Below are 25,351 nucleotides of genomic sequence, written 5' to 3'. Positions count from 1 at the left end.
TAGAGCCGTAGAGTCAAAATGCTATCACCCTTAATCAAACCGTCAAAAATAATTTCCAAAAATATGGTGCCGCATGGCTAGCGGAAGGAGGTCAGACGGATGCGCGGGCCTAGGCCCAGCGCTTCACGGGTGAAAACCTCCGCGCCCAGGGAATAGAGCGCGGCGATAAGCTGGCGTAACCGCAACGGTATTCTCCACTGCGCTCGCAGGGCTGATCCAAAGCTGGCGGAGCGTTCGCGCAAAGCACAGTAAATTTCGTCCTCCGTCAGTTCACCACTGCTATCCAGCCATCCCTGCAGGCTTCTAAGCAGCGCAAGCTCGCCGATGTTGTGCAGCCAGCCCGGCCGTGTAGGAGATCTCTGTGTCGAGTTTGAGTCTGCTCCAACACCTAGCGTCAGGGCAACGGGTTCCCTAACCCCGGCTCGTTCGGGTCGATATCTGGCGTGCTTTTCGGCGGGTCTGAGGGCTGGGTGCCCTTGTCATGTCCAGAACCGGGTTGGACATCTGGATTATCGGTAATGAAATCAGGCTCAGGAGAATGGCTGGGGTTCTGGTCCTGCCCCGGCACCGGTTGTTGATTGTGGGGTCTGTCAAGCGGATCGATACTCATGGAACACCTCCCGTTAACCATATGTGGTTCCAAGATTCGATGCAGTTGCGGGTGATTGGTGCCAGCCGCAGGTCGTGCCGCAGAGTTTGTCCAAACCGCTCATCCACCTTGGTGGCATTTGCCATTGTTGCGGGCACCACGCAGCGCCAATATCCGGACAACCCAATAACAACAAGATCCAGGAGCCAGCCATGCGCGACCATGCCACTGCGGCCAGCGAATTCGACTTTCAGCAGACGGTCTCGGCCATCCTCAGCGGTGATCTCTCCGCCATGAATGCCTGTGCCGAGTGTTGTGACCGTCACGCCGATTCGGACAAGGTCGCGCTTATCTGGGAAGGCCGCGACGGCCAGCGAGCCACCTGGACCTTCGCACAGCTCAAGGAAGCCGCGGCGCGCTTCGCCAATCTGTTGGACAGTTACGGCATCAAGCCGGGCGATACCGTAGCAGGTCTGTTGCCGCGCACCCCCGAGTTGCTGGTCACCATTCTCGGCACATGGCGCGCTGGCGCTATTTATCAGCCGCTGTTTACCGCCTTTGGCCCCAAGGCGGTTGAGCATCGAGTCAAGGAATCCGGCGCCAAGCTGGTCGTCACCGATGCCGCCAACAGCGAGAAGCTGGACGCCGTTGAAAGCGCCCCGCGCCGCCTGGTTGTAGGCGATGGTGCCGACGACTTCTGGACGCAGGTCAACCAGCAATCGAGCGAATTCGAGCCGGTGCTGCTGGCGGGTGACGCACCCTTTCTCGCCATGTTCACCTCCGGCACCACCGGGCCGGCAAAGCAGCTGCATGTGCCGCTCAAGGCCATCGTCGCGTTCGTCACCTACATGCGCGATGCAGTCGATCTGCGACCCGAGGACAATTTATGGAACATTGCTGATCCTGGCTGGGCGTACGGCCTGTATTACGCCGTCACCGGGCCGCTCGCCATGGGCCATTCGACCTTGTTTTACGAAGGCGGCTTCACCGTCGACAGCACCTGCCGCGTCGTCAATGAATACAAGATCACCAACATGGCCGGCTCACCCACCGCGTTCCGCCTGCTGTTGGCGGCCAAGGACGAGGTCGAGGGCAAGATCAAGGGTCGCCTGCGCGCCGTGAGCAGCGCAGGTGAGCCGCTCACCCCCGAAGTGATCCGCTGGTTCAGCAGCGGCCTTGGCTGCACGATCCACGACCATTACGGACAGACCGAACTCGGCATGGTCCTGTGCAACCACCATGCGCTGAGCCATACCGTGCGAATCGGCACGGCGGGCTACGCGATGCCCGGGCACCGCGTCGTGGTGATCGATGATCAACAACGCGAGCTGGAGCCCGGCAAACCGGGAATGCTCGCGCTGGACCGCAACCAGTCTCCCCTGCTGTGGTTCAACGGTTATGCGGGCACCCGCACCAAAGCCTTCGTTGGGCATTACTACCTGAGCGGCGACACCGTCGAGCTCAATGACGACGGCAGCATCAGCTTCGTTGGTCGCGCCGATGACGTGATCACCACATCCGGCTACCGGGTCGGCCCTTTCGACGTGGAAAGCGCCCTGGTGGAACACCCGGCCGTGATCGAAGCGGCGGTGATCGGCAAGCCCGATCCGGAGCGCACCGAACTGGTGAAGGCCTTCGTTGTGCTGCATGCGAGCCACAATGCCGATCCAGCATTGGCCGACGAGCTGCAACAACACGTGCGTCAGCGCCTTTCCGCCCACGCCTACCCGCGCGAAATCGAGTTCGTCAGCGAACTTCCGAAGACCCCGAGCGGAAAAATTCAGCGATTCCTGCTGCGCGACCGAGAAAAGTCAGCGCAGCAACCCACGACAGCAGCGGCGAGCTGAACCCAGACGGTCGGCACCTTACAACCTGGCGGCGTCAGGCTGCCGCCAGTCAATGCTATCGGCGTCGCGTAAGCCTTCGGCGGCCCAGGGTGGCCGCTTCTTTTTGGCAGTCTGCATCACGGGCTGCCAAGACCTCGCACCGATACCGGGCCATACGGCTGTCGTGCCGAAGGACACCAACCTGAGCCGGCGATACAAGGATTCTCATGACCGTTTCGACCGAAGACCGCATTCTGCCCACCGAGCACGGCGACGTATTCACGCGGCGCTGGCGCACCCGTCATTCGCGTAGAACGCCCATCGTCCTGATGCACGATTCCCTCGGCTGCGTCGAGCTGTGGCGCGACTTTCCCGAGCGCCTTGCTGTGGCCACCGAGCGCGACGTCATTGCCTACGACCGGCTCGGCTTTGGTCGCTCCGCAGCGCATCCGGGTGGCTGGTCGAACAGCTTCATTCGCGACGAAGCCGAGCGGTACTTTCCGCCAGTGCGGCACGCGCTGGATATCGAGCATTTCATCGCGCTCGGCCACAGCGTAGGCGGCATCATGGCCGCCAGCCTAGCCGCCCATCACCCTGACAATTGTCACGCGCTAATCACCATCGCCGCCCTTGCCTTTGTCGAAGATCGAACCTTGCAAGGCATCCGCGCCACCCAAGCGGCATTTGCCGAACCGGGCCAGGTCGACCGCCTGCGCAAATACCACGGCGCAAAGGCCGAGTGGATTCTCTGGGCCTGGATCGACACCTGGCTGTCGGACAGTTATGCCAACTGGACAATCGAAGAAAGCGCCCCGGGCTTCGCCTGCCCGTTACTAGCCATTCATGGCCGGGAAGACGAATACGGTTCGCTGGATCATCTTCACCGCGTCGCTGCGCTGGGGAGCGGCGGCGTGCAAAAGCTTCCGCTCGACGGCTGCCAGCACGTTCCCCATCGTGAGCGGCCTGAGACAGTGCTCGACACGGTTGCCCGCTTTCTCCAAGAGCAAGGTGAAGGACGGGTGCAATCAATCAACCGTTTATCGCGCGCTTGAATAGAAGGCCAGCGCGGTAGCCGTGATCAGGATCAGCGCCATACCCACGATTTGAAGGCCGCCCAGGCTTTCGTTGAGAACTGCAACGCCGAACAGCGTCGCACTCACCGGCTCAACCATTGCCACCACTGAAGCGACAGATGGCGCGGTATGGTGCAGGCCGATGATATACAGCGTGAAGGACAACCCCGCGCCAAGTACGCCCAGTAGCATGAACAGCGGCCAGCTCGGCGAACGGAAAACAGCCATGACCTGGTTGGCCTCGACAAGCCAGATAAATATGACAAGAATCGCCTGTGGGGTGCCGTGCGGCGCCGCATATTTGAAGCCGAAAATGAACACCGCATAGGACAGCCCTGCAAGCAGTCCGGCGCCCGCGCCGATCAACGTGACGCCACCCGCGTCATTCTTGTAGACGCCTGTCAGCAGCACGATGCCAAGCATCACCATCCCGATCGCGACCCACTTCAGTGGAGTCGATCGTTCCAGTTTGAGAACGAATGACACCAGGTAAACGAACACTGGCGCGCAATACATCAGCGTCGCTGCAACGGCTACGCTGCTTTGCATGATGCTTAGGAAATAGAAAGCGAAGTTGCCGGCTACACCGAGTCCTGCGATCACCGACCAGAACCAGAGTTTGCGGTTTGCCAGTCCGCTGGCACCTGGTCGCAACGCTAGCCAGAGGAGAACAAACAACAACCCGATGACGCCTCGAAAGAACGAAACGACGAACGCATCCCAGCCATCGCTCAAGAGAACACCGGCGATCCCGCCCGATATTCCCCAGCAAAGCGCCGCCATCGCCACAAGCACCGTGCCCTTACGCGCCATTGCCATAGCCTCGTCCGGAGTGGCGACTGCCCTGTCACTTCGACTAACCCTGTCCTCTGTTCGATACTCGCAAGCCAAGGCCGTTCGTATGCCCAACGCAGCCAGACCGTCCGGTTATGCATCGAAGTCGCCTGATCAGTACGGCTTTTGGTAACCAGCAGAAGCAGGTCGTCTGCCTGCGGCAGCCGACGGAGACCTGCGTCCGTACGGGACAACACGGTCGCAGCCAATGAAGCGACCTTTAGTACGCTGGTCATCTGTTTTTCAGCTATGACTGTCGGGACAGGTTCGATCCGACCATTGACCAGAGGAAGCCAGATGGAGCGATTCACCGGTGGTTGCCTGTGCGGCAACCTGCGGATTGTGGCGATGGGCCGCCCGAAGCGGGTTGGCCTATGCCATTGCCTCGATTGCCGAAAGCATCACGGTGCCCTCTTCTACGCCGCCGCGGTGTTTGCGCAGGATGCCGTGACGATCACCGGCGAAGCGCAGGACTATGCCGGGCGACATTTCTGCCCCCGCTGCGGCTCGTCCGTTTTCGCACGCACAGCAGACGAAATCGAAGTGCATCTGGGTTCCCTCGACGCTCCTGATCAACTGATGCCCAGTTACGAAAGCTGGACGGTTCGTCGCGAGGCCTGGTTGCCGTTGTTTCCGCTCACGCGGCACGAACGGGACCGTGATACCAACGCTGACGAGCCGCCCCCTGAGTTGCAGACCTAAAGAGCCCTTTCGGCCATCCGCATCGCTCGCCACAGCACGGCAGATCTTCGAAGCCAGGGCACCGCGCGGTGCAACCACGGTGCCGAGGGGTGTGACCCAGCCTGTTACTGTTTGTCGATTCGAGTGACGACGGCGTTCATCCCTTTCGAAACAAAGTCGAACTCAACCTGGTCACCCTGCTGCAAGGTCCGGAGTTGATCCGGCGTTGCCTTGAAGCCCATTGTCATGGATGGCCAGCCGAGTGCTTCGACCGAGCCGTGAGCGATGATGACCGAGCCCTTTTCCAGATTCACTTTCTTGACCGTGCCGGTGGCTGTAGCGGCCTGTCCGGCCGCCTGCTGGTCCGTTTGCATGTTCATGCCTTTGTGGTCCATCGGCATGCCGTCCGTGGGTTGCTTGTCGGCGGCATAGGCAGCAGGTATCAGGAAGAATGTCGCAAGACAGATGTGCTTGATGTTCATGAGTGTGCTCCTGCGGAGTTGATGGAGTGGTGTGGGATGGTCGGCAATTGACGGCGGCGCATCAGCAAGTACGCCGCCGGCAGCACGAACAGGGAAAGCAAGGGCGCGGTAATCATCCCGCCGACCATGGGCGCGGCGATGCGGCTCATGATTTCGCTGCCGGTTCCGCCCCCTAAAAGGATGGGCAACAGACCGGCGATGATGACTGCCACTGTCATGGCCTTGGGGCGCACACGCTGTACGGCGCCCTCGCGGATCGCGTCGAGCAGGTCGGCTTCATCTCGCGCACCGGCGTTGAGGCGGTCTCGCCAGGCGTTCGTCAGGTACAGCAACATGATGACGCCGAACTCAGCGGAAACCCCGGCGAGCGCGATGAAGCCAATACCGGTCGCGACGGACAGGTTGTAGCCCAGTAGATACAGAAACCAGACCCCTCCGGTCAGGGCGAATGGCAGCGTGGCCATGATCAACAGCGCCTCGCCGAAGCGGGAAAACGTGAGATATAGCAGAACAAAGATGATCAGCAAGGTGGCCGGCACGACCAGTTTCAACTTGGCGTTGGCGCGCTCCATGAACTCAAATTGACCGGAATAGCTAATGCTCATGCCGGACTCGAGCTGAACACTTTCGCTGACCCTTTGCCTCAGATCGCTCACCACAGCAGCCATGTCACGACCACGAACATCGACGTAAACCCAACCCGACAGCCTGGCGTTCTCGCTTTTAAGCATCGGTGGGCCGTCGGTCACCTTGACCTCGGCGACCGTGCCCAGGGTGATCTGGCTGCCCTGCGGCGTGTAGATAGGCAGGTCGCGCAGATCTGCCAGCGAGTCGCGCCACTCTCGACCGTAGCGAAGGTTGATCGGATATCGCGCAAGCCCTTCGACAGTCTCACCGATGGTCTGGCCCCCGATGGCACCGGCCACGATCGATTGCACATCCGCTATGTTCAAGCCGTAACGTGCCGCCGCGACACGATCGATGTCCACATCGATATAGCGCCCGCCGGTCAGTCGCTCGGCCAACGCCGAGCTGACACCGGGCACGGTTTTGGCGATTTTCTCGATGGCCAAAGTGGCGTTGTCGATCTGCGCCAACTCGGTGCCATACACCTTCACCCCGATCGGGCTCTTGATACCGGTCGCCAGCATGTCGATGCGGTTTCGAATGGGCGGGATCCAGAGGTTGGCCAACCCAGGCACTTGCACCGTGCGGTCCAGCTCCTCCACCAGTTTTTCGGACGTCATTCCTTCGCGCCACTGATCCTTCGGCTTGAACTGGATGGTCGTTTCGAACATTTCCAGCGGCGCAGGATCGGTTGCGGTGTCGGCTCGCCCCGCCTTGCCAAACACGCGGGCAACCTCTGGAACCGTTTTGATTAGCCGGCCGGTCTGCTGTAACAGCTCGGACGCCTTTTGCGCCGAGAGGCCCGGGAGTGCAGTGGGCATATAGAGCAGGTCACCTTCGTCCAACGGTGGCAAGAACTCACCACCGAGTCGACTGGCAGGCCACAAGCCCGTCAGAAAGACCAGAACCGCCACCAGCAACGTTGTCTTTGGCCAACGCAGCACCGCGTCCAAGGCAGGTTTGTAGATCCAGATGAGGCCTCGATTGAGCGGGTTGCGTTGTTCATCCGGGATTTTGCCCCGTATCCAGTACCCCATGAGCACCGGAACCAGCGTGACGGACAACCCGGCAGCGGCCGCCATTGCATAGGTTTTGGTGAAGGCCAGCGGACCGAACAGCCGACCTTCCTGCGCCTCAAGGGTGAACACTGGGATGAACGACAGGGTGATGATCAGCAGGCTGAAGAACAGGGCCGGTCCGACCTCGACGGCCGCCTCGGTGATTACCTTCCAATGCTCCTGGCCTTTAAGGGTGGAATCTGGGTAGCGCTTGTGCCACGCCTCGATGTGCTTGTGAGCGTTTTCGATCATGACGATGGCTGCGTCGACCATCGCTCCGATGGCAATGGCGATGCCGCCCAGGGACATGATGTTGGCGTTGATACCCTGCCGCTGCATGATCACGAACGCGATCAGGATGCCGATTGGCAACGAAACGATTGCCACCAAAGACGAGCGCAAATGCCAAAGGAATAGCGCGCAAACCAGTGCGACAACGATGAACTCCTCAATGAGCTTGTGGGTGAGGTTTTCAACAGCGCTGTCGATCAATTTGCTGCGGTCGTAGGTCGTGACGATTTCAACACCCGGAGGCAAGCTCGCTTTGAGTTCGTCGAGCTTGGTCTGGACCGCTGCGATGGTTTCCCGCGCATTTTTGCCGCTGCGCAGAATGACCACTCCACCGACCACCTCCCCCTCGCCATCAAGCTCGGCAATGCCGCGGCGCATCTCTGGGCCGAGCTGAACGTGTGCAACGTCTCCGAGGGTTACCGGCACGCCACCATCGAGACGCAGCGGAATGGCTCGAAAATCGCTCAATGTCTGCAAATAGCCGGTCGCACGAACCATGTACTCGGTTTCTGCCAGTTCCAGAACACTCCCGCCGGTCTCACGGTTCGCCTCGTCGATGGCCGTTGCAATCTGCTGCTGCGTCACGCCCCGGCTGGCCATGCGTACCGGGTCGAGTACCACCTGGTACTGCTTGACCATCCCGCCTATGGGTGCGACTTCCGCCACGTTGGGCAGCGTCTTGAGCTCATAGCGCAGGAACCAGTCCTGCAGAGAGCGCAGCTGTGAGAGGTCATGCCTGCCCGTGCGATCCACCAGCACATATTGGTAGATCCAGCCGACACCCGTGGCATCTGGGCCTAAGGCGGGCTTGGCCGCGGCGGGCAGCCGGCTTTGTACCTGACTCAGGTATTCCAGTACCCGCGAGCGGGCCCAGTAGAGGTCAGTGCCGTCCTCGAACAGGACGTACACGTAGCTGTCTCCGAAAAACGAGTAGCCGCGCACCGTCTTCGCGCCTGGCACCGACAACATCGTTGTGGTCAGTGGATAGGTGACCTGGTTTTCGACGATCTGAGGCGCCTGGCCCGGGTATGGGGTGCGGATGATGACCTGGACATCGGAAAGGTCAGGCAAGGCATCGACCGCTGTGTTCTTGACCGACCAGACGCCCCAGGCCACCGCGAAAACAGTGGCCAGCAGAACCAGAAATCGGTTGGCGACTGACCAGCGAATCATGGCTGCGATCATGGCTGGCCCCCGAGCTTCACGATGCGCTCGATGATCAGGCCCTCGTCAGTTTCACGCACGCCAACGCGGACACGGTCACCCGACTGCAAGCCTGAGGTAAGCGATGGATCGGCAACCGGAAAGGCCATGGTCATCCCAGGCATGTTCAAGGTCTTGAACGGCCCATGCGACAGGCCAACCATGCCGTCTTCCAGCCCCACAATCGTGCCTTCAGCCTCATGCAAAGCGGATTCGAAGGAGGACTTCGGCTGTTCCAGGCTTTGCGCGGTCAGTCCGCGCAGACTCGCCTCGGAATCAAGCAGGAACTGGCCGGACGCAACGACCTTCTGGCCGGCTTCGAGCCCTTCAAGTATTTCGGTTCTGTCATCGAATTCCCGACCGATACGCACCTCGACGGGACGGTAACGGCCTTCATCCTCCGCCAGCATGACCAATGCCCGGCGACCGGTCCGAATGACCGCCTCGGAAGGAATGACTAAAGCCTGCTCGACGTCGCGATTCAAGGTTACCTGCGCCGTCATGCCGGGGCGTAGTCGCTGTTGTGAGTTAGGTAGCTCGACCCGGACACGCACCGTACGGCTATCCAGGTTGGCTTGCGGCAACACGGCCTGAATCGTCCCTTCCAAGGATTCACCGGCAAAGGCCGGCAAGCGCGCGGTTACCTTTTGCCCTTGTGCCAGATGACCGACCTGGGCCTCAGGCACCGCCACCTCCAACCAAACGGTGCTCAGTCCATTGATGCGTGCAAGTGATGCGCCGGCAGGTACTGTCATGCCCTCGCGAACATCGAGACTGCTCAACACGCCAGCAATCGGGCTGGTTACGGTCCAGACCGCGCGTGTCTTGCCGCTCCGTTGCAGTTGCGCAATGACCTCTGCTGGCATACCGGCGAGGCGTAACCGCTGCCGCGCCGCGGCCAACAGCTGGGGTTCACCGACGTCTCGGAGCGCCAGATATTCTTCCTGTGCCGCGGCCCATTCCGGTATGAGCAGATCGGCCAGCGGCGCCCCCTTGTCGATCACATCCTCAGGTGCACGATCGTAAACGCGCTCGACGAAGCCTCCAGCGCGCGCCTGCACCACCGCCACGTCGCGCTCGTCAAACATCAATGCTCCGGTGGCTTCAAGCGACTGACTGATCGACTCACGCACAGCCGTCGCCAAACGAATGCCGAGGTTCTGCGTGACGCTCGGGTCGATCTTCATCGATGCCCCGTCGCTGCCTTCATCGGCATAACGCGGGACGAGCTCCATATCCATGAAGGGTGACTTGCCCGGTTTGTCGAATTTCTGCTGCGGGACCATAGGGTCGTACCAATAGAGCACTGCCCTGCCCTCATCATCAGCTGCTTGTGCCAAGGCTGCGGTGGGCATCACGGCTGCCGCAGTCGCACCGATCATCACACTGAGTACGAGCGCCAGCTGTTGTATGTGGAAGCTCATGGTTGGGTATCTCCAAAGGCGAAATGCAAGCGGGCGTTGCTCAGCGAAAGGTCACGAGACGTGTCGATGCGACGCAGACGGGTTTCGACGAGCTGGCGGCGCGCATCAATCACAGCGATCAATTCGCCTTTCCCAGCGCGGTAATCGGCCATGGCCAGGTCGACCTTCTGTTCTGCGAGCGGCAGCAGGGTTTGTTCGAGGCGCGTCAGTACCCGAGACAAGCGCTGATACTCAGCCAGGTTGGCGGTCAGCTCCTGGTCATGCATACGTAACGTCGCCTGGCGCTGAGCCTCGATCTGCGCGAGCCGTGCCCGCTCGGCAGCGATCTTCGGGTCCTGTCGCGAGCCGGTGAACATCGGCAGGTCGAAGCTGACGCTGAGGTTCACCATGTCGCCGTACTCCCGCCCCCGACGCAGGTAGTCGACGCCCCAACTCCAGTCCGGAGTTTTTTCGGCGATGGCCTGGCTGACGTTTGCCTCGGCCTCGCGCGTCATCGGACCGAATGCCAGCAGTGCCGGATGGCGGTCGAGGTTGTGCTGGTAGTGAACAGCGTCGGCGGGCCATTGCGGCCAGACGCCTGTCAGCGGCTGGTCAGCCGGCTCGCCTATCCACCGGCGTAATTCGGCCCGTGCAACCACCTGGTTGCGTACCAACTCATCTTCCTGTTCTGCCAGCAAGGCGGCTTCCTGCTTGGGAAGCACGCTGTCAGCGGTCTGGCCGCGCCCGCCAGCAATACGCGCCTGAACAGCCTGGGAAAACAGCTTGTTCTCGCCGTAGAACTGTTGGAAAAGACTCAACTTCTGCTCGACCGCGAAGCTAGCGACCCAGGCCTCGGCAGTCGCTTGACGAACACTGAGACGCTCGATGGACTGCTGCACGCCTGCAAGCGCGACACCTGCCTGCGCAGCCTCGATCCGAGCGCGCCGTTTCGCCCGATTCGGTACATCTTGCATGACGCCGACCATTTGCATGGTCATGGCCTCTTCATCGAGCCGCCAGCGTGTGTCGCCTTCGATGGGTACGTTTTGCAGCCCAAGCCTGAGCTTCGGATCGGGGAGCTCGCCTGCCGGAATCGCAGCGCTACGAGCAGCGTGGAGGTTGGCAGTTTGCGCGGCTAACGAAGGTGCCTGCTGCTCGGCCAGGCTCAACGCCTGTTCCAACGTTAGAGCTGACACGAGCCCGGGAAACGAGAGCGCGCCCATGATCAAGGCGGCCACTTGATGGGGCGCCCAGCGAATAAGGAGTTTCATTTAAAAGGATTCCTGATCTTCCATGCGGGCCAAAGGGCGCGCGGTAACCGACCCGAATGCTCACATTCGGGCGGGTTTCTAGAATTCGATCGGAATCAGACGCGGGGTGGGTGCCAGACGGCGTCCAGAAGACGGGAAGGGATCTGGTCGTTATAGGGTGTAGTCACGGGCTTGGCTGCAGGAATCACGTCCGCCTTGACCGCCGCAATCTGAACGAGGCTGGAGGTTTTGCATTCTTGCCCATTCTTGCAGACGGTCGTTGGGCCTTGATCCTTTCCTTCACGACAATCTTGATCAGCGCCGTCCATGCCGTTCATGCCTTCCATATCAGCCATCTGGTGATGTACCGAAGATGTGGCCGGCATGAGTAGTTGCGCCATCCCATTGATCGGAAGCGTAAGTACCAACAGCAGGATAAGGAAGGAACGCATGTTGACGGTCATGGGCTCAGCCTATGCGGCAACGCAGAAGCAATCAATAAGACATTTGGTCGCTCTGCAAGCTGCGTAGTCACTTGCGCTCTGTTCTTGTAAACGCATGCATTGATCGCGACAGCTATTCATCACTGCCCCGTTCTGCGTCTGGCCTGATCGTTTCGCTGATCACACATATGGCGAAGCCGCACCGGCAGCAGCCTTATGCCGCTGCTGGTGGGCTTGAAAGCGCGGTGAAACAACTGGATCGATTGGAACGGCAACAAGAGTCGGTTGCCGTCTCGGTGGTTACTCAGTGGTGCTGAGCACGCCGCGCTTAATCTGATCACGCTCGATGGATTCGAACAGCGCCTTGAAGTTGCCCTCGCCGAAGCCGCTGTCGCCCTTGCGCTGGATAAACTCAAAGAACACCGGCCCCAGTACCGTGCCGGAGAAGATCTGCAGCAGCAGCCGCTGCTCGCCATCTTCAACTGCACCGTCCAGCAGAATGCCGCGGGATTTCAGCTCTTCTACCGGCTCGCCGTGGTTGGGCAGCCGCCCCTCGAGCATCTCGTAGTAGGTTTCCGGCGGCGCAGTCATGAAGACGGTGCCGCTGGCCTTCAGCTTGTCCCAGGTCTCGATCAGGTTGTCGGTGAGGAAGGCGACGTGCTGGATACCCTCACCGTTGAACTGCATGAGGAATTCCTCGATCTGCCCAGCGCCCTTCGACGACTCCTCGTTGAGGGGGATGCGGATCATGCCGTCCGGCGCGGTCATGGCCTTGGAGGTCAAGCCGGTGTACTCACCCTTGATGTCGAAGTAACGGATCTCACGGAAATTGAACAGCTTCTCGTAGAAGTCCGCCCAGTAAGCCATGCGGCCGCGGTAAACGTTGTGGGTCAGATGGTCGATGAGCTTCAGGCCAGCGCCGACCGGATGACGCTCGACGCCCTCCAGGAACACGAAATCGATGTCATAAATCGAGCTGCCCTCACCGAAACGGTCGATCAGATACAACGGCGCTCCGCCGATACCCTTGATTGCCGGCAGGCGCAGCTCCATCGGACCGGTGGGCAGCTCGATAGCCTGAGCACCCAGCTCCAGCGCGCGGGTATAGGCCTTCTGCGCATCCTTTACACGGAACGCCATGCCACATACTGAAGGCCCATGCTCAGCCGCGAAATAGGCTGGCAGGCCTTTCGCCTCGCGATTGACGATGGCGTTGATCTCACCCTGACGGTATAGCGCCACATCTTTGGATCGGTGGTTGGCGACATGGGTAAAGCCCATGCTTTCCAGTACCGGCTCGATGACGTTCGGGGTGGGCGAGGCAAATTCGATGAATTCGAAGCCCATAAGGCCCATGGGATTTTCAAACAGGTCGGCCATGATTGGCTCCTTGGAATAACGGTACGTTAGCGAAATTGACGTTATGCGAAGGTCAACTCGGCGGCGCACAGGAAATCCCACGGACGCTGCGACCCAGATGGTCGCCCAGGGTCAATCGAAAGCCCAAGATCTTCATTTCAGCAGCTCATCCGAACGTCAGACGCGGCCATCGGCCTGCCTTCCTGGCTGCGCTTTAGCCTGCTGGACAGCCTAGCTCCGCCAGCGCGCAACGGCTTCACCGGACCGGCCAAGCTCAACGACCTGGCGGCCACCTGGACGGTCCGAAGTCGAGCGGACGCGGTGAACTGGAAAAAAGCGGATGAACCCATATTCGCTGCCATGGCTGCACAGAAGGCGCGCCGTTTCTACGCGGCGCTCTATTATTTTTTTGCGTAATCGAATTACGTTTAGCGAAATCTGCGGGACGCATGTCCAACTGTCAAGCCCATGTCGCGTGCCGCTTATCTCCCGCCTCGAACGAATACCGCTGCGACGCTGCCGAATCTATGGCTAACGAAACGAGGCAAACAGGCTCTGCTGTGGCCAGAACATCGCGTTTATCCGACGAGCATCACCTGTCCCGCCCGCTACGCCCTCAAGCGGGCGTCATATTCAACGGCTGAACAAAAAGGAACGACCATGAATCGACTTTTCGACAAGAGCGCCCCGCAAAACGTGCACGGCTGGGAACGCAGCGCCTCCGTTGCGGGCGGGCTGGTTATGCTGGGCAGAGGATTGCGTCGCGGCGGACTGAGCGGCCTGTTGCAGCTGGCGATGGGTGGCATGGCTTTAGCGCGCGGCATCAGTGGGCGTTGCGAGGCCAAACGTATCCTGACCGCTAGCGAGCCGCAGCCACGCCAGGTAACCGCCGACAAGCAGCGCTACAGTCACATGCCATTGGACTCTGAAGTACACAGCCCAGACTTCGCCGAGCCGGATGTGAACCTACCTGATGCCACGCCAATGGGACATGAAACGCATCCGGGGGAGCGCCGTGGCACGTAGTGAGATGCTGCGACGGCCGAACGCCCTTCAATCAACTGTGCTGCTCCAGTGCAACTAGGCGGTGGGGCCGTGCCGGCATAAAAAACGGCACTGATGGCCCTTTAGCCAGGGCTGATTAGAGTCCCGCCGAACGGCAGTTGTCGGCTTTCTGACGCCGTGGTATCTATGCGCCGTATTCTTGTCACATCTCGTGACATTTTGGGAGACGGTCGTGGATATCATCAAGGCAGATAGCGGAAACCCGGATCGGTGGGGAGTCGTTTATTCCTACGGTAGCGTGTTAGCGGTTTTTGACAACGAGCTGGATGCTCAAACAGAAGCCAGCGGCTTCGGAGGCGCCGTGGTGCGCCTTGCTTGCAGCCTCTGGAACCCTCTTGATATGGCCGCTGAAGGCAGCATGACCGGGGACCAGTCTCAGCTCGCGTGAACCGGCACGTCGCTCATGCCAGCAGGGTGAAGGCTATGCCCTCACCCGCTGAACCTTCTTCGGTCAACTGCATCGGCGCTGCGATTGGCAGCGTCTCTTGCACAGTGCGAGATTCGTGGTGATACGGGACGAGGCCGAACCCGGTCCGCTGAAACTCCACGTAACCGTATCCGTCGGCCCAGACCTCCGCCTCGTCCTGGGCTCTCATTGCAGAGCCTGGCGCAACAGCGTTGGCTGAACGTCTGTTTCGATCCGCTGCAGCACTTTTTGTTGTTGCTGGAAGATGATGTCCAGCACGCGGCTGGGCTGAACTTCGATGTCGTCGAACGTGATCAGCTGCCCCGGCTCGACAGCTCTCTTGAGAACCGTGTTGCGCAGCAGCCCGATGGGTACGTGATCGAGCTCGTCGGCAAGTTTGACCGCTTCGCCGCGAACGTCGAACCCACCTATCCCGCGGCCGATCATCTCTCCAGCCTTCATCTCACGCTTGGCGATTGCTGCGACACCCAAGGTGGGCGAAACAGAATTGTTCAGCAGCACGCCGCCACCGGCAAGCACCCGCCGTACGGTCTTGCCGACTTCGAGCGAGCAGAGGTGAAAGGGTCGTGTCAGCACGTAATACGGCCCAGGCCCGAGCTTGAAGTATTCGATTGCTGGCGCCTGCATTTCATCGTGCCGGCACACCAGAAACACGCCGCCCGCCGAATAGCCATTGGGCAGTACGTAGTCGACAATTGGCTGTCCGACGCCGTCTGCGATCAGCCCGAGAACATTGCCGCTGACGTTGAGATCGGTCGACGCCAGTCCTTCCAGACCCCGCCGGGTAATGGTCGCGCCAAACCCGTTGCCTACCACGACCTGCTCGATCTGCACCTTGGTGCCATCGGTGAAGGATGTGGTCTGCTCAATGCTGATGCCCTGGCGCTTGGACCAGTAAGCCATGTCTTCAGGACTGGGGTTGTGGTTCAGGTAGCCCTTCATGTTGCCGTAGACCAGCGGCTGAAAGCCCATCTGCAAGGCTTCTTCGCGCAAAGCGGCGAGCGATCCTGGCTGGTCCCCTTCGGCTTCGGTCAGGAATCCCTTGCCGGACAGGTAAGACCCGGTCGTGACCTGTAGCTCGGCGTTGATGGTGACCACCGGCACCCCGGCTTCGAAGGCGCGCTCGATCACTTCGGTACCGAAAAAGACGTCACCTGTGCACTCGACGATCACATCCGAGTTGGCAATGAGATCGTCAATGGAGTTGGTCAGCGCGTCGGCCAGCGGAAAGCTACTCAACGTTGCGACGCTTCTACGGGTCAAGACCCGGCTGATTTTCAGATCCTGATAGTGCTGCATGATCAGACGAACGAAACAGTGCGAGATCATCCCTGTACCCGAAACACCTACTCTCTTGATCGTTGCATCTGCCATGGTGAAATCCCTTCGAAAAAGTCCTGATTCTCGGACCGTAATATTTGGAAAAAGTTTTTGGTTCAGCCGCACGCTTATTCGCCTGTTGCGGACCGTCTGGACGTCGACAGCTGCGCCGGCTGCTCATGGATACAAAACGGATAGGCCTTGAACGGAACGCGGCTGGGCGAAGGCCCGAAGGGCACGATCGGCATATCGCTGATTCGCCGTATTACATGCCGCAATTCATCTCGCCAGTGCTTGGGGCGAATACCGAATGTCTCCTCGATGAGCGAACAATCGAGCACGGACCAGGCTGGCCGCAACGCAGCCCGAGGCAGGCTCGAGCTAGGCACCGGCCGCACACGGGGGGCCGTATCGATCAAACCCGCCGATTCGGCTTCCTGGAACACCTGACCGGCAAACTCGGCCCAGCTGCACGGAGACGCGCCGCTGTAGTGATACAGACCCCACTGCAGATCGCCGTCACGGCAATAGCGCAGAGCCAGTTCGATCAGTACGCGTGCAACGCTGCGTGCGCGGGTCGGGCAACCGATCTGATCGCTGACGACGGAGATTTCCTCCGTCTTGTTGCCCAGATTGAGCATCGTTTTGACGAAGTTATTTCCGCGCTCACCGTAGATCCAGCTGGTCCGCAGAATAAGGTAGCGGTCAAGCGTCTGGCTGATGACCTGCTCGCCCGCGAGACGCGTGGAGCCGTACACACTGTTCGGCATCGCCTGGTCGGTTTCACGGTAGGGCTTGTCGGCGTCACCGGAAAATACGTATTCACTCGACAGATGGAGCAAGGGAATACCGAACTGTCGGGCGGCTGCAGCCAGGTTGGCAGCGCCGTCGCGGTTGACCGCCTGAGCCTGTGCCACTTCCGCTTCGGCGTGATCCAGGTTGGTGTACGCCGCGGCGTTGATGATAAGGGCAGGCTTATGAAGCTCGATGGCCTCGCGAATGTGCTCCGCGCGGGTAATGTCCAGTGCCTGGCGAGACAAGCCGATGGCATCCAACCCGAAGCTGGCAGCCTGATTGGTCAGGCAATAGCCGACCTGCCCTTCCGCGCCACAGACGAGAACCCGCATGTTGGTGTGCCCCGTACGGATAGGCGTATCGGCCAACGCATCGGTGCGGGTAACCGTGACTGGAGCGGTATCTGGCCGCTGTTGGATGGTCTGCTCAGCTGTCTCGCCTGACCGCTTTGGGATCAATTCCCGCACGCTCACACCCAGCGCCTCTACCGGCGCATCGGCGGGCTCCGGAACCGGTGCGAAGCTGAAGCTCTCCATCAGCCCGGTGAGGATGATGCGTGCCTTGGCAATCTGACCTCGCATCAGCATCGCAGCAACCAGACTTAGTCGTGATGAGAATAGGCCTAACACCCGTCGCTTGCGGAAGTACCGGCGTGCCACAAACAGCTCGTTGCGTACCAGGTGCCGATGCAGCGCAATCCGACTGGGGTCGGGCTCGCGCAGAATGTCGATGGCACCGCTGACACGCCGCAGGTGCAGGACCTTGCTAGCAACCACGAGGTAACCCGGCGTGTCCTGGCTGATACGCAACGTGAACTCGGTGTCGTCTCCCCACATGAACATCGGGGCCAACGGCACGCCGTGCCGGGCCAATGTTTCTCGCGGTACCAGGATCGATACATAGGTGGCTGGTCGCACCGGCACTACACCGAGGTGCAGCAACGCGGGCCAGTTTTCGTAATCAATGGCATTGGTACGCTCATCAATTCGCGGCACATTGGTGAGCAAACCCGCCTCGGTAAACGCCCTCGACAGCAAGAAGGAGTGTGGCTGTTTGTGCTCGGCAAGCCGCTGATCCGCTTCGAGCAGTTTTTCCAACGCATCCGGTTCAGGGATCACGTCATCGTCCATCATCCAGACAAAATCAGCGCCCTGCTGATAGGCCATACGAAACCCGGCACTGAAACCACCCGAGGCGCCGGTATTGCGGGACAGCACATACACTTTGAGATTGGCGACTTCCGAGTCGAGCAACACCTCTTCAGTACCATCGTTGCTGGCGTTATCGACTACGATGATGGCGTCACACGGACGGCTCTGGGCTCCGATCGCTTCCAGACAGCGCTTAAGCAAATCCTTGCGTTTGTACGACAGCACGACAGCGTATATCTGATCCATTAGAGCGCTCGGCATCCGAATTAGTAAGTTGGGTCTAAACACGACAGACGACCCGACTGTTTGGCGGTCGCGGGCGCTGCGGTGCGTGATGGGCTTGAGCCACTACGCTCAGCTCTGACCGAGGAAGATCAACGGGGTTCAGTGAATTGCAACCAAATGTGGCGGACTAGATCGCACCGACGCCGATCCTGTGAAAAAGCCGAATGGCCGCTGGCGCACCGGTTTCCTATCGCCTGGAGCATCAAGCTGAACTCCGGCCCAGGTTATTCGCAGCGCGTGGGGACGAAACCAGCGGCGGCCTGCCCGAGGATCTGATGGCAGCATCGAGCATTCCTCGAACTCAACGCGCCAGCCCTGTTCAGATGAGTAAGCCACTAAAACGGAGAAGCAGAATGAAGAGACCTTTATTAGCGCTCATCAGCTTGGCGTTCGCTCTGCCTGCCCTCGCTCAGGAGCCTCTGGTCGTCAAACGTTTGAACGGTATGAACCTGGAAGTGGAAGAACTGGGAGTACCGCAAGCGTCCTCAGACAAAGTCGACTTGCGCGGCGTGCCCGCCGTCAAGATTAGCAACCACAGCCAGGAAATTGCGTCGTGCCAGTTCCACGCCTTACCCGAGGAAACCGTGATGACCGCTGCGCCCGCAATGTCGATCAGTCCAAACGAGCAAGCGGTGGCCAGGGTGCCCGGCAAGTATTCGAGTGGTGGTCCGATTGCCCTGTTGGTGTGCCAGCCGGAGGGCGTATAGCTTCGGTTGGCCAAGGATCGAAATCAGGTACGGCAACCCCGACACGCCGCTTGGTCGGCACACTACATCAGGAGACGGTCATGAACAGATCCTTTTTTAAGTCACTGGCGGTGACCACGTTGCTTGCCGCCGCCGCCCAACCGGCATTGGCCCAGTGGCCGGCCGGCACGCCGCGAGAAGATACCGGTTCGCGTCCGAGCCCAATGGGTGTTCCTACGCCCATGGAAAAGCTTGAAACCCACCGCAATGAGCAAGGTCAGATCGTCACCGAGGACGGCCGGATAGTTCAAGGCATGCCGGAGCGCGACAGCGTCCCAAACCGCAACCTGCACAAGACCGAGCAGGAAACAGTGACAGAAGACGAATCGCACTACTCCGCCACGCCTGGCGAGCTGGAGTAGCCCCACGGCAAATGATGGGAAGCGTTTGCTTAGCCAGTGAGCCCCAGGTGTCGACGATACTGAAACGGCGCTTGGGGCCTCTCACAGCCCACCACTAGAGCCAGACGAAGCCCCAGCACTGCCCGACCTCGTGTCGTTCGGCGATGGCTCGGCCAATTGGCCAATTCCGCTCAATAAACTTGGCTCAATGGCCGATTCAGGAAAGCATTCAATGAGCCGCTCGATGCTGGTTGGACGACTGATCACCGCTTTGTCGATCAGCCTTCTCTTGGCTGGCTGCGCCGGGACCGAACGTCTCGACACAGCAATGGCAACGATCAACCGGGACTACAGCCGTCTACAGGACGAAGCCTTGCTGCTCAACATCGTGCGCCGCAGCGTTTCGCTACCCGCCCACTTCACGACCGTGACGACCATCCGTGGCCGCAGCCGCCTTTCGGCTGGCGCCAACCTGACGCTGCCGTTCGGGGGCGACGCGCCATCAGATTTCAGTTTCAACCCCCACATGGCGATCGAACAAGGGCCAGGGTTCGACGTGTCGACCCAGGACAACCAGGAGTTTTACCGCGGCTACGTGGCGCCGATCAGCACCACTTCTCTTGCTTTCATGCTGCGCCAGGACTACGCACCGGAGCTGATTCTGTCCCTGTTCCTTGAAAGCGTGCACTTCCAAGGTCCGAAGGGAACGGAGCGCTTCTACAACAATCCGTCGAAGATCAGCGATTTCAAACGATTCCAGCAAGTGGTGAGCCGCCTTGTCGACCAAGGCATCACCATGGAAAGTGCCTTTCTCGTCAGCCGCTACGGGCCAGAACTTGAACTCAAGCAAGCGCCCTCCATCGACCAGTTGATTTCCGCACGTAAGGAGAACCTGGCCGTCAGCACGCGAGGCAATAATCGCTACCAGCTCACCGAATCGGTTGAAAGCGCCCGGTTCTGCTTCGTCCGTCCTCAGGAGAACCTGTTCAAGCTTGCCCGGTGCAAGCTGGAAAGCCGAAAGGAGTTCCAGCTGGGCGACCCGGACTTCTTCGGCAGCGTCGGTGGCGGCCGTGTGTATTTCGAAGCCGAGGGCATCGGCAAGGTCGAGTTGCACACCCGCTCACTCGCCGAAGTGTTCGACTATCTGGGCGAGTGCGTGCGGGAGCAGGAAGCCAACGGCACCTTGCTAACCGTCAGAACCCACGCCGGGCAGCAGCCGATCATCCGCGTGGAGCAAGGAATGACGATGAACGCGATGGTCCGCGCCGAATTTGCTGGCGACGAATACTGGATCCCCAAGGGGGCAGACGGCGGACAGTCCGGGGCCGTCCTTTCGATGGTTTCGCAATTGCTGGCACAGGCCCAATCGGTTGAGGACATGCCCATCAACAACACCATCAATCTGATTGGCCAGTAACCGTTGCGGCTGTATGACCTCATGTCGATAACTGAATTTTTTTTAGAACTCTCAGAGCTGACGGGTTACGAAAACTATGTCAGCGCCATCCTCTGGTGATGACTACCCCAGTAAATTGCAGAGGAGAAGCAGCATGAACACGAAATGGCAAAAAGCAGTTGGTGGTATCGCCCTGGCAGCGGCCCTTGCAGGCGGCTCGGCCATGACTTATGCAGCAGATATGGACTACGACGCCTGGGATGCCGATAAGTCCGACTCCGTGGACTACAACGAGTGGGATACCGGGTTCGACAATCAAGGCATGTTTTCCCGTTGGGACGCTGATCGAAACGGCACACTCTCCGATGAGGAATATGGCCAAGGCGTCTACAACAGCTATGACCGCGACAAGAGCGGCGACTGGAACGAGGAAGAGTACAACCGCTTCCGTGATGACGCCGGCGATGAAGGCTGGCTCGACGTCTGACGTTGCCGCGTTAGCTTCAATCGCGATGTAGCAGCCGCCCCCTCATGGGGGCGGTCGTGTTTTCGGGCTTCGACTTTCTCCAGCGCGATGCCAGTCATCGCGCCAATGGATGGAACGTCCCGCGCAAGACAGGCTCCCATTTTTGGTCTGCTGATCGATCTATGGGAGAACCTCGATGACACAACAATCGCAACACAACCGCAGCATCCATCTCGCCTCGCGCCCGCACGGTGCACCCGCCGCCGATAACTTTCGGTTGGAAACCGGTCCGGTGCCGAGCCCCAACGACGGGCAACTGTTGCTGCGTACCGTTTATCTCTCGCTGGACCCCTACATGCGCGGCCGCATGAGCGCCGGGCCGTCCTACGCGCCACCCTTGGAAGTGGGCGATGTGATGGTCGGCGGTACGGTTTGCAGGGTCGTAGAGTCCCGCCACGCCGACTACAAAGAAGGCGACTGGGTGCTCAGTGGCAACGGCTGGCAGGACTATGCTGTTTCCGATGGGACCGGCCTGCTCAAACTTAGCCAGGACATGCAGCACCCTTCCCATGCCCTCGGTGTGCTGGGCATGCCCGGTTTCACCGCCTACATGGGATTGCTCGATATCGGCCAACCCAAGGCCGGCGAAACGCTGGTGGTAGCCGCAGCCACCGGCCCCGTTGGCGCTACTGTCGGACAGATCGGTAAGCTCAAAGGCTGCCGGGTTGTCGGCATCGCCGGTGGTGCTGAAAAATGCAAGCATGCGGTCGAGACGCTTGGCTTCGACGCCTGTATCGATCATCGCGCCGAAGATTTTGCGCAGCAATTGGCGAACAACTGCCCAGACGGGATCGATGTGTATTTCGAGAACGTCGGCGGCAAAGTATTCGATGCCGTGCTGCCACTCCTCAACACCAGCGCACGGGTGCCGGTCTGTGGCGTCGTCGCGCAGTACAACAGCACCGACCTGCCAGACGGTCCGGACCGTTTGCCATTGCTGCTCGATACCATCCTCAAGAAGCGCATGCGTATGCAGGGCTTCATCATCTTCAACGACTACGGGCACCGCTACGACGAATTCGCCCGTGACATGAGCGCGTGGTATGCCGAGGGCAAGATCAAGTATCGCGAGCAAGTCGTCCAGGGACTGGAAAATGCGCCCGAGGCGTTTATCGGTCTGCTCGAAGGCAAGAATTTCGGGAAACTGGTCGTGCAGGTCGGCGAGGCCTAACGCCTTCTAGCCGTTCGGCACGTGTACGCACGGCTCGTTTGGTGGATTGAAGCGTAACGTCGCTCGACCCGCTCAACGGCCGAAGCAGGGGTCGGCGGCGCCCAACTATCCGTGGGCAGCCGCCGCCTCATTATTTTCGCGAGCAAGGACTCGGCGTTCCCCTCGCGCCTACAGCTGCACCAGCGAAACCGCATGATTTCGTAGGCCAGCTTGCTCGCGATCCGCACTGAAACATCAAGCGATGTCGGGCAAGCTTAGCCTTGACCCAGCCCAGCCGACATTTCGCAGCGGCGCGCATCCCTAGCCTGTTGCAGATGCGGCGGCCGCACGCCGGGGATCGGCTTGGCCAAGCGAATCTTCAGGAACTCGGTAACGTCCGCATTGAGGCCCCGCCCTCCTCCATAAGGAAAGTTGTTGTCGTTGGTGACCAGCAAGGTGCGTGCATCCAGCGGCAGCACGCTTTCGATAGTCACGTAGGGAAAGGTGAACGACCGCTGGCCGTCGCCGTTCAGGTCGTCGGGGTCGGCCAGCTGCATCAGGTCGACCACTTCGGTTTTATGCACGGCACCACCACTGGCGACACCACGGATGTCGATCAGGTAGATCTTCTTGAACGGGGTGCCGTTGGTAGCGGTAGCGCCATTGCGCTCGATGACCAGAAAGCGTGTCTCGTCGATGGCGGTCATGTCACCGATGGCGTGCTCCGGCGCCTGCAGGCGATAGAAGAACACCTTGCCGCTATAGCGCTCCTGATCGATGTCGAACTCGTTGATTCGCAGGGTGCCGGCCGGATCGCCGCTGACGGATTTTTCCAACAGCGCGTACAGCCGATCGCCGCGCGGGTTGATCGCCATGCCCTCGAAGCCACCTGACCCACCCAGATTGGCGGTTGCGCGCCCAGCCACTACGTCCGCATGCTGCGGCGCGTAAACGCCCGGTAGCGAGATGGCGCTACGGGTAACGGTGCCGGAGGCATCGGTCTTCACCAGGTACGGACCGAACTCATCACCAAACCACATGGCGCAGTTCTTGTCGCGGCGCACGGACTCGACGTCCAGGTCGGCGCCCGTCAGCAGGCGACCGAAATCGATGGCACTGTCTACGCGCGGTTTGGAGCCGTCGTTGTAATAGAAGCGGTAGTCGGCCTGAATCGGCAGTTCCAGCTTTTGATTGATGTCGTTGAGCGTCAGGCGCGACGGATGAGTGAAGCGAGCCAGCGGCGCACCGCTGAGATAGTCGCTGGCGCTGACCTTGCCGCTGCCGCCGCTGGCGGTGCGGAAATCCGGCCGCACGCTGTAGAGCCGCAACAGCGTATCGGCAGAGTTCGTTTGCCCACCGAAGCCGTTGTCGGTCATGAATATGAAGCTGTTTTCATCTGCGCCCGGCAGCACGGCGGAAAAGCCCTGTACCGGCTGGCGGTTTTCATAGGGTGGCGCGAAGGTGCCGTAGGGGTTCGCGTTGGCCATTTGACCCGACGTCGGGCCGTCGGAGAACGTATCGGCAGGCATCATCGCCCAACCCACCAGGGTATTGGTGGCAGCCATGGCGGGGGCAGAGATCGCAGCGGCAAGCGCCACGACCAGCGGCTTCGGGATTCGCATGTTGGGTGTCTCCATCCGTTTGGAGCCTGCGCCGTGCGACATGCGCGGCGCTCTGGCACCGGAGAACCACCTTAGAAAGTCACTGTGTCAGGAATATGGCTATAGCTGAATAAGCGTCATTACGCCGGCACCGTTCGGCGAAAAGCACCGTACGGCTAGGCCACAAAGCGCGTCAGGCGACCTCATGCCCTCGCGCCGCCTGAGCGAGATAGAACCAGGTCTGAGTATCAAGCTGCAGCTCGGCGCCCAGCAGCGCTTCCTCGATTCGCTCCCAGCGTAGGCTACCGAGGATCGGGACCGGTTTGCCGGGCAGCTTGCGCAGCCAGGCCAGGGCGACCTGATTGGCTGTGGCATTCAACGCCGCACCAACCTCGTCGAGCGCACGCAGCAATTCAGGACCGAAACGTCCACCACCCATCGGCGACCACGCCAGCACATGCACGCCTTCGCTTTCCATGGCGTGCAACCGACCATCCCACGCGGCGTCCTGCGCCTGCAGTGACAGCTCGATCTGGTTGCAACGCAGCGGCAGCTCCCGCGCCAGCGTCTGGCAGTGCAGCAACTCCGCATTGGAGACCCCGAGCCAGCCGATCTTGCCGCTGCCGACCAGATCATCCAGCGCCCGCGCGACTTCATCGACCCGCAGCAAGGGATCGGGGCGGTGCAGCAGAAAGCCGTCGAGGCGCTCCACGCCCAACCGCTTCAACGAGCCCTCCACCGCCTGGGTGAGGTAGTCCGCCCGGGTGTTGTAGTGCTTGACCTGCCAGCGCGAGCTGTCCTGCGCAGCGGGCACGATGTCGGCCTTGCCGATCAGCTGGACCTGCTCGCGCAACGCCGGGCGCAGTTGCAATGCCGCGCCAAAATGCGCCTCGCACTCACCAGCACCATAGATATCGGCGTGATCGAAACCGCTCAGGCCGCGCTCCACACAGCGCTCGATGAAGCCCAGCAGCGCCTGCGGCTGCGCCAGTTCGGGATATTGCATCAGGCGCATCATGCCCAGCAAAAGAGGTTGTTCGACGACCTTGTTCAAGTGATCTCCAGTTTCGTCAGGGGATGAGGCCAGCCGCAAGAATAACGATGCCGCGACCGGAAGGTCGTGTACTGACCGGTCCCAGGACGCAAGGTTCTGCTCCCTGATCGCAACGCTTAGCGAATCGCCCCAAAAAAGGGAGCTTTTCGCGAAGACCGCACCTTTGTGGTTCAGCTTTGACTGTGGGCTGAAGCCCACCCTACAAAAGCCTTGTCCCGTAGGGTGGGCTTCAGCCCACCAACCCCGTGCAGCTCCACCCTCACGCCCTGCTTTAAGGTCGCTGGCACGCAACCTGCTATGGCCTATGCAAAGCCTGCCGACAGATTCGGCAGCGTCTCCCGCGGTCAACGAAGACCATCAGCCACGAGTGGCACG

23 protein-coding genes and 1 pseudogene are annotated in these 25,351 nt (G+C 60.3%); 10 read left to right on the top strand and 14 right to left on the bottom strand.

The genetic code is table 11. From position 1 onward, the window contains the following. Positions 1-110 precede the first annotated feature (110 nt). Positions 111-378, bottom strand: a pseudogene (locus ACQKIK_RS15330) (HDOD domain-containing protein); the annotation flags it as partial. Positions 379-394: 16 nt separating this feature from the next. Then, positions 395-610, bottom strand: a complete 216-nt coding sequence (locus ACQKIK_RS15325; RefSeq protein ID WP_127839447.1) for a hypothetical protein — start codon at positions 608-610, stop codon at positions 395-397. Positions 611-801: 191 nt separating this feature from the next. Here ACQKIK_RS15325 and ACQKIK_RS15320 point away from each other — a divergent pair, with 191 nt between their 5' ends. Together ACQKIK_RS15320 and ACQKIK_RS15315 are read left to right on the top strand one after the other, a co-directional pair. Then, positions 802-2,436: an acyl-CoA synthetase gene (locus ACQKIK_RS15320; protein ID WP_499136550.1), complete on the top strand. Its 1,635-nt coding sequence runs from the start codon at positions 802-804 to the stop codon at positions 2,434-2,436. Positions 2,437-2,642: 206 nt separating this feature from the next. Next, complete coding sequence (locus ACQKIK_RS15315; protein ID WP_499136549.1) at positions 2,643-3,467, top strand: alpha/beta fold hydrolase; 825 nt, start codon at positions 2,643-2,645, stop codon at positions 3,465-3,467. On the opposite strand, the gene ACQKIK_RS15310 is transcribed toward ACQKIK_RS15315, so the two are convergent. After that, the gene (locus tag ACQKIK_RS15310) at positions 3,453-4,307 is read right to left on the bottom strand and encodes a DMT family transporter (RefSeq protein ID WP_499136548.1); all 855 of its coding nucleotides are present in this window, start codon (positions 4,305-4,307) and stop codon (positions 3,453-3,455) included. The two genes, ACQKIK_RS15315 and ACQKIK_RS15310, sit on opposite strands and share 15 nt — an antisense overlap. Before the next feature lie 312 nt (positions 4,308-4,619). Here ACQKIK_RS15310 and ACQKIK_RS15305 point away from each other — a divergent pair, with 312 nt between their 5' ends. After that, positions 4,620-5,024: a GFA family protein gene (locus ACQKIK_RS15305; RefSeq protein WP_499136547.1), complete on the top strand. Its 405-nt coding sequence runs from the start codon at positions 4,620-4,622 to the stop codon at positions 5,022-5,024. 104 nt (positions 5,025-5,128) lie between these two features. Here ACQKIK_RS15305 and ACQKIK_RS15300 read toward each other — a convergent pair whose 3' ends face one another. The 6 genes from ACQKIK_RS15300 to hppD form a co-directional block, all read right to left on the bottom strand. After that, entirely contained in the window at positions 5,129-5,485 is a 357-nt protein-coding gene (locus ACQKIK_RS15300) for a copper-binding protein (RefSeq protein ID WP_463287698.1), read from the bottom strand. Then, complete coding sequence (locus tag ACQKIK_RS15295; protein ID WP_499136545.1) at positions 5,482-8,646, bottom strand: efflux RND transporter permease subunit; 3,165 nt, start codon at positions 8,644-8,646, stop codon at positions 5,482-5,484. Before ACQKIK_RS15295 ends, ACQKIK_RS15300 begins: the two co-directional genes overlap by 4 nt. Next, positions 8,643-10,088 carry an efflux RND transporter periplasmic adaptor subunit gene (locus ACQKIK_RS15290; RefSeq protein ID WP_463309322.1) on the bottom strand — a complete coding sequence of 482 codons (1,446 nt, stop codon included), beginning with the start codon at positions 10,086-10,088 and terminating at the stop codon, positions 8,643-8,645. Before ACQKIK_RS15290 ends, ACQKIK_RS15295 begins: the two co-directional genes overlap by 4 nt. Beyond that, on the bottom strand, positions 10,085-11,338 hold the full coding sequence (locus ACQKIK_RS15285) for a TolC family protein (RefSeq protein WP_463309321.1): 1,254 nt from the start codon (positions 11,336-11,338) through the stop codon (positions 10,085-10,087). The genes ACQKIK_RS15290 and ACQKIK_RS15285 overlap by 4 nt, the downstream gene beginning before the upstream one ends. Before the next feature lie 95 nt (positions 11,339-11,433). Beyond that, on the bottom strand, positions 11,434-11,781 hold the full coding sequence (locus tag ACQKIK_RS15280; protein ID WP_463309320.1) for a hypothetical protein: 348 nt from the start codon (positions 11,779-11,781) through the stop codon (positions 11,434-11,436). 279 nt (positions 11,782-12,060) lie between these two features. Continuing rightward, positions 12,061-13,140 (bottom strand): 4-hydroxyphenylpyruvate dioxygenase, encoded by a 1,080-nt coding sequence (gene hppD, locus ACQKIK_RS15275; protein WP_127839455.1) that lies wholly within the window; start codon positions 13,138-13,140, stop codon positions 12,061-12,063. Between the two features lie 639 nt (positions 13,141-13,779). On the opposite strand from hppD, the gene ACQKIK_RS15270 reads away from it, so the two are divergent. Both ACQKIK_RS15270 and ACQKIK_RS15265 read left to right on the top strand, forming a co-directional pair. Continuing rightward, entirely contained in the window at positions 13,780-14,145 is a 366-nt protein-coding gene (locus ACQKIK_RS15270; protein ID WP_463308070.1) for a hypothetical protein, read from the top strand. Positions 14,146-14,356: 211 nt separating this feature from the next. Beyond that, a complete protein-coding gene (locus ACQKIK_RS15265) occupies positions 14,357-14,572 on the top strand; it encodes a hypothetical protein (protein ID WP_463308071.1) in 216 nt (71 codons plus the stop codon). 13 nt (positions 14,573-14,585) lie between these two features. Here ACQKIK_RS15265 and ACQKIK_RS15260 read toward each other — a convergent pair whose 3' ends face one another. The 3 genes from ACQKIK_RS15260 to rfbD all read right to left on the bottom strand — a co-directional run bounded on the left by ACQKIK_RS15260 (position 14,586) and on the right by rfbD (position 18,123). Beyond that, positions 14,586-14,780 (bottom strand): hypothetical protein, encoded by a 195-nt coding sequence (locus tag ACQKIK_RS15260; protein WP_463308072.1) that lies wholly within the window; start codon positions 14,778-14,780, stop codon positions 14,586-14,588. Beyond that, positions 14,777-15,940 (bottom strand): NAD(P)-dependent oxidoreductase, encoded by a 1,164-nt coding sequence (locus ACQKIK_RS15255; protein WP_499136733.1) that lies wholly within the window; start codon positions 15,938-15,940, stop codon positions 14,777-14,779. The genes ACQKIK_RS15260 and ACQKIK_RS15255 overlap by 4 nt, the downstream gene beginning before the upstream one ends. Before the next feature lie 119 nt (positions 15,941-16,059). Beyond that, positions 16,060-18,123 carry a dTDP-4-dehydrorhamnose reductase gene (gene rfbD / locus ACQKIK_RS15250; RefSeq protein WP_499136543.1) on the bottom strand — a complete coding sequence of 688 codons (2,064 nt, stop codon included), beginning with the start codon at positions 18,121-18,123 and terminating at the stop codon, positions 16,060-16,062. A gap of 392 nt (positions 18,124-18,515) precedes the next feature. Here rfbD and ACQKIK_RS15245 point away from each other — a divergent pair, with 392 nt between their 5' ends. The 5 genes from ACQKIK_RS15245 (at position 18,516) to curA (ending at position 22,342) form a co-directional block, all read left to right on the top strand. After that, on the top strand, positions 18,516-18,869 hold the full coding sequence (locus tag ACQKIK_RS15245; RefSeq protein ID WP_499136542.1) for a hypothetical protein: 354 nt from the start codon (positions 18,516-18,518) through the stop codon (positions 18,867-18,869). Positions 18,870-18,949: 80 nt separating this feature from the next. After that, positions 18,950-19,270: a hypothetical protein gene (locus tag ACQKIK_RS15240; RefSeq protein WP_499136541.1), complete on the top strand. Its 321-nt coding sequence runs from the start codon at positions 18,950-18,952 to the stop codon at positions 19,268-19,270. A gap of 211 nt (positions 19,271-19,481) precedes the next feature. Continuing rightward, positions 19,482-20,666 (top strand): hypothetical protein, encoded by a 1,185-nt coding sequence (locus tag ACQKIK_RS15235; protein WP_499136539.1) that lies wholly within the window; start codon positions 19,482-19,484, stop codon positions 20,664-20,666. A 133-nt stretch (positions 20,667-20,799) separates the two neighbouring features. Further along, the gene (locus ACQKIK_RS15230; RefSeq protein ID WP_499136538.1) at positions 20,800-21,132 is read left to right on the top strand and encodes a hypothetical protein; all 333 of its coding nucleotides are present in this window, start codon (positions 20,800-20,802) and stop codon (positions 21,130-21,132) included. Between the two features lie 175 nt (positions 21,133-21,307). Beyond that, the gene (gene curA / locus ACQKIK_RS15225; RefSeq protein ID WP_499136537.1) at positions 21,308-22,342 is read left to right on the top strand and encodes an NADPH-dependent curcumin/dihydrocurcumin reductase; all 1,035 of its coding nucleotides are present in this window, start codon (positions 21,308-21,310) and stop codon (positions 22,340-22,342) included. A 254-nt stretch (positions 22,343-22,596) separates the two neighbouring features. Here curA and ACQKIK_RS15220 read toward each other — a convergent pair whose 3' ends face one another. Both ACQKIK_RS15220 and ACQKIK_RS15215 read right to left on the bottom strand, forming a co-directional pair. Then, entirely contained in the window at positions 22,597-23,943 is a 1,347-nt protein-coding gene (locus ACQKIK_RS15220) for an esterase-like activity of phytase family protein (protein ID WP_241528484.1), read from the bottom strand. A 172-nt stretch (positions 23,944-24,115) separates the two neighbouring features. Further along, positions 24,116-24,940 (bottom strand): aldo/keto reductase, encoded by an 825-nt coding sequence (locus ACQKIK_RS15215; RefSeq protein WP_046163729.1) that lies wholly within the window; start codon positions 24,938-24,940, stop codon positions 24,116-24,118. Positions 24,941-25,351: the final 411 nt, after the last annotated feature.

The sequence above is a fragment of the Pseudomonas sp. NPDC047961 genome, from assembly GCF_050272435.1.
Taxonomy (GTDB): domain Bacteria; phylum Pseudomonadota; class Gammaproteobacteria; order Pseudomonadales; family Pseudomonadaceae; genus Stutzerimonas.
The sequence above is the reverse complement of the archived record's forward strand: the minus strand, read 5'-3'. Positions and strand labels throughout refer to the sequence as shown.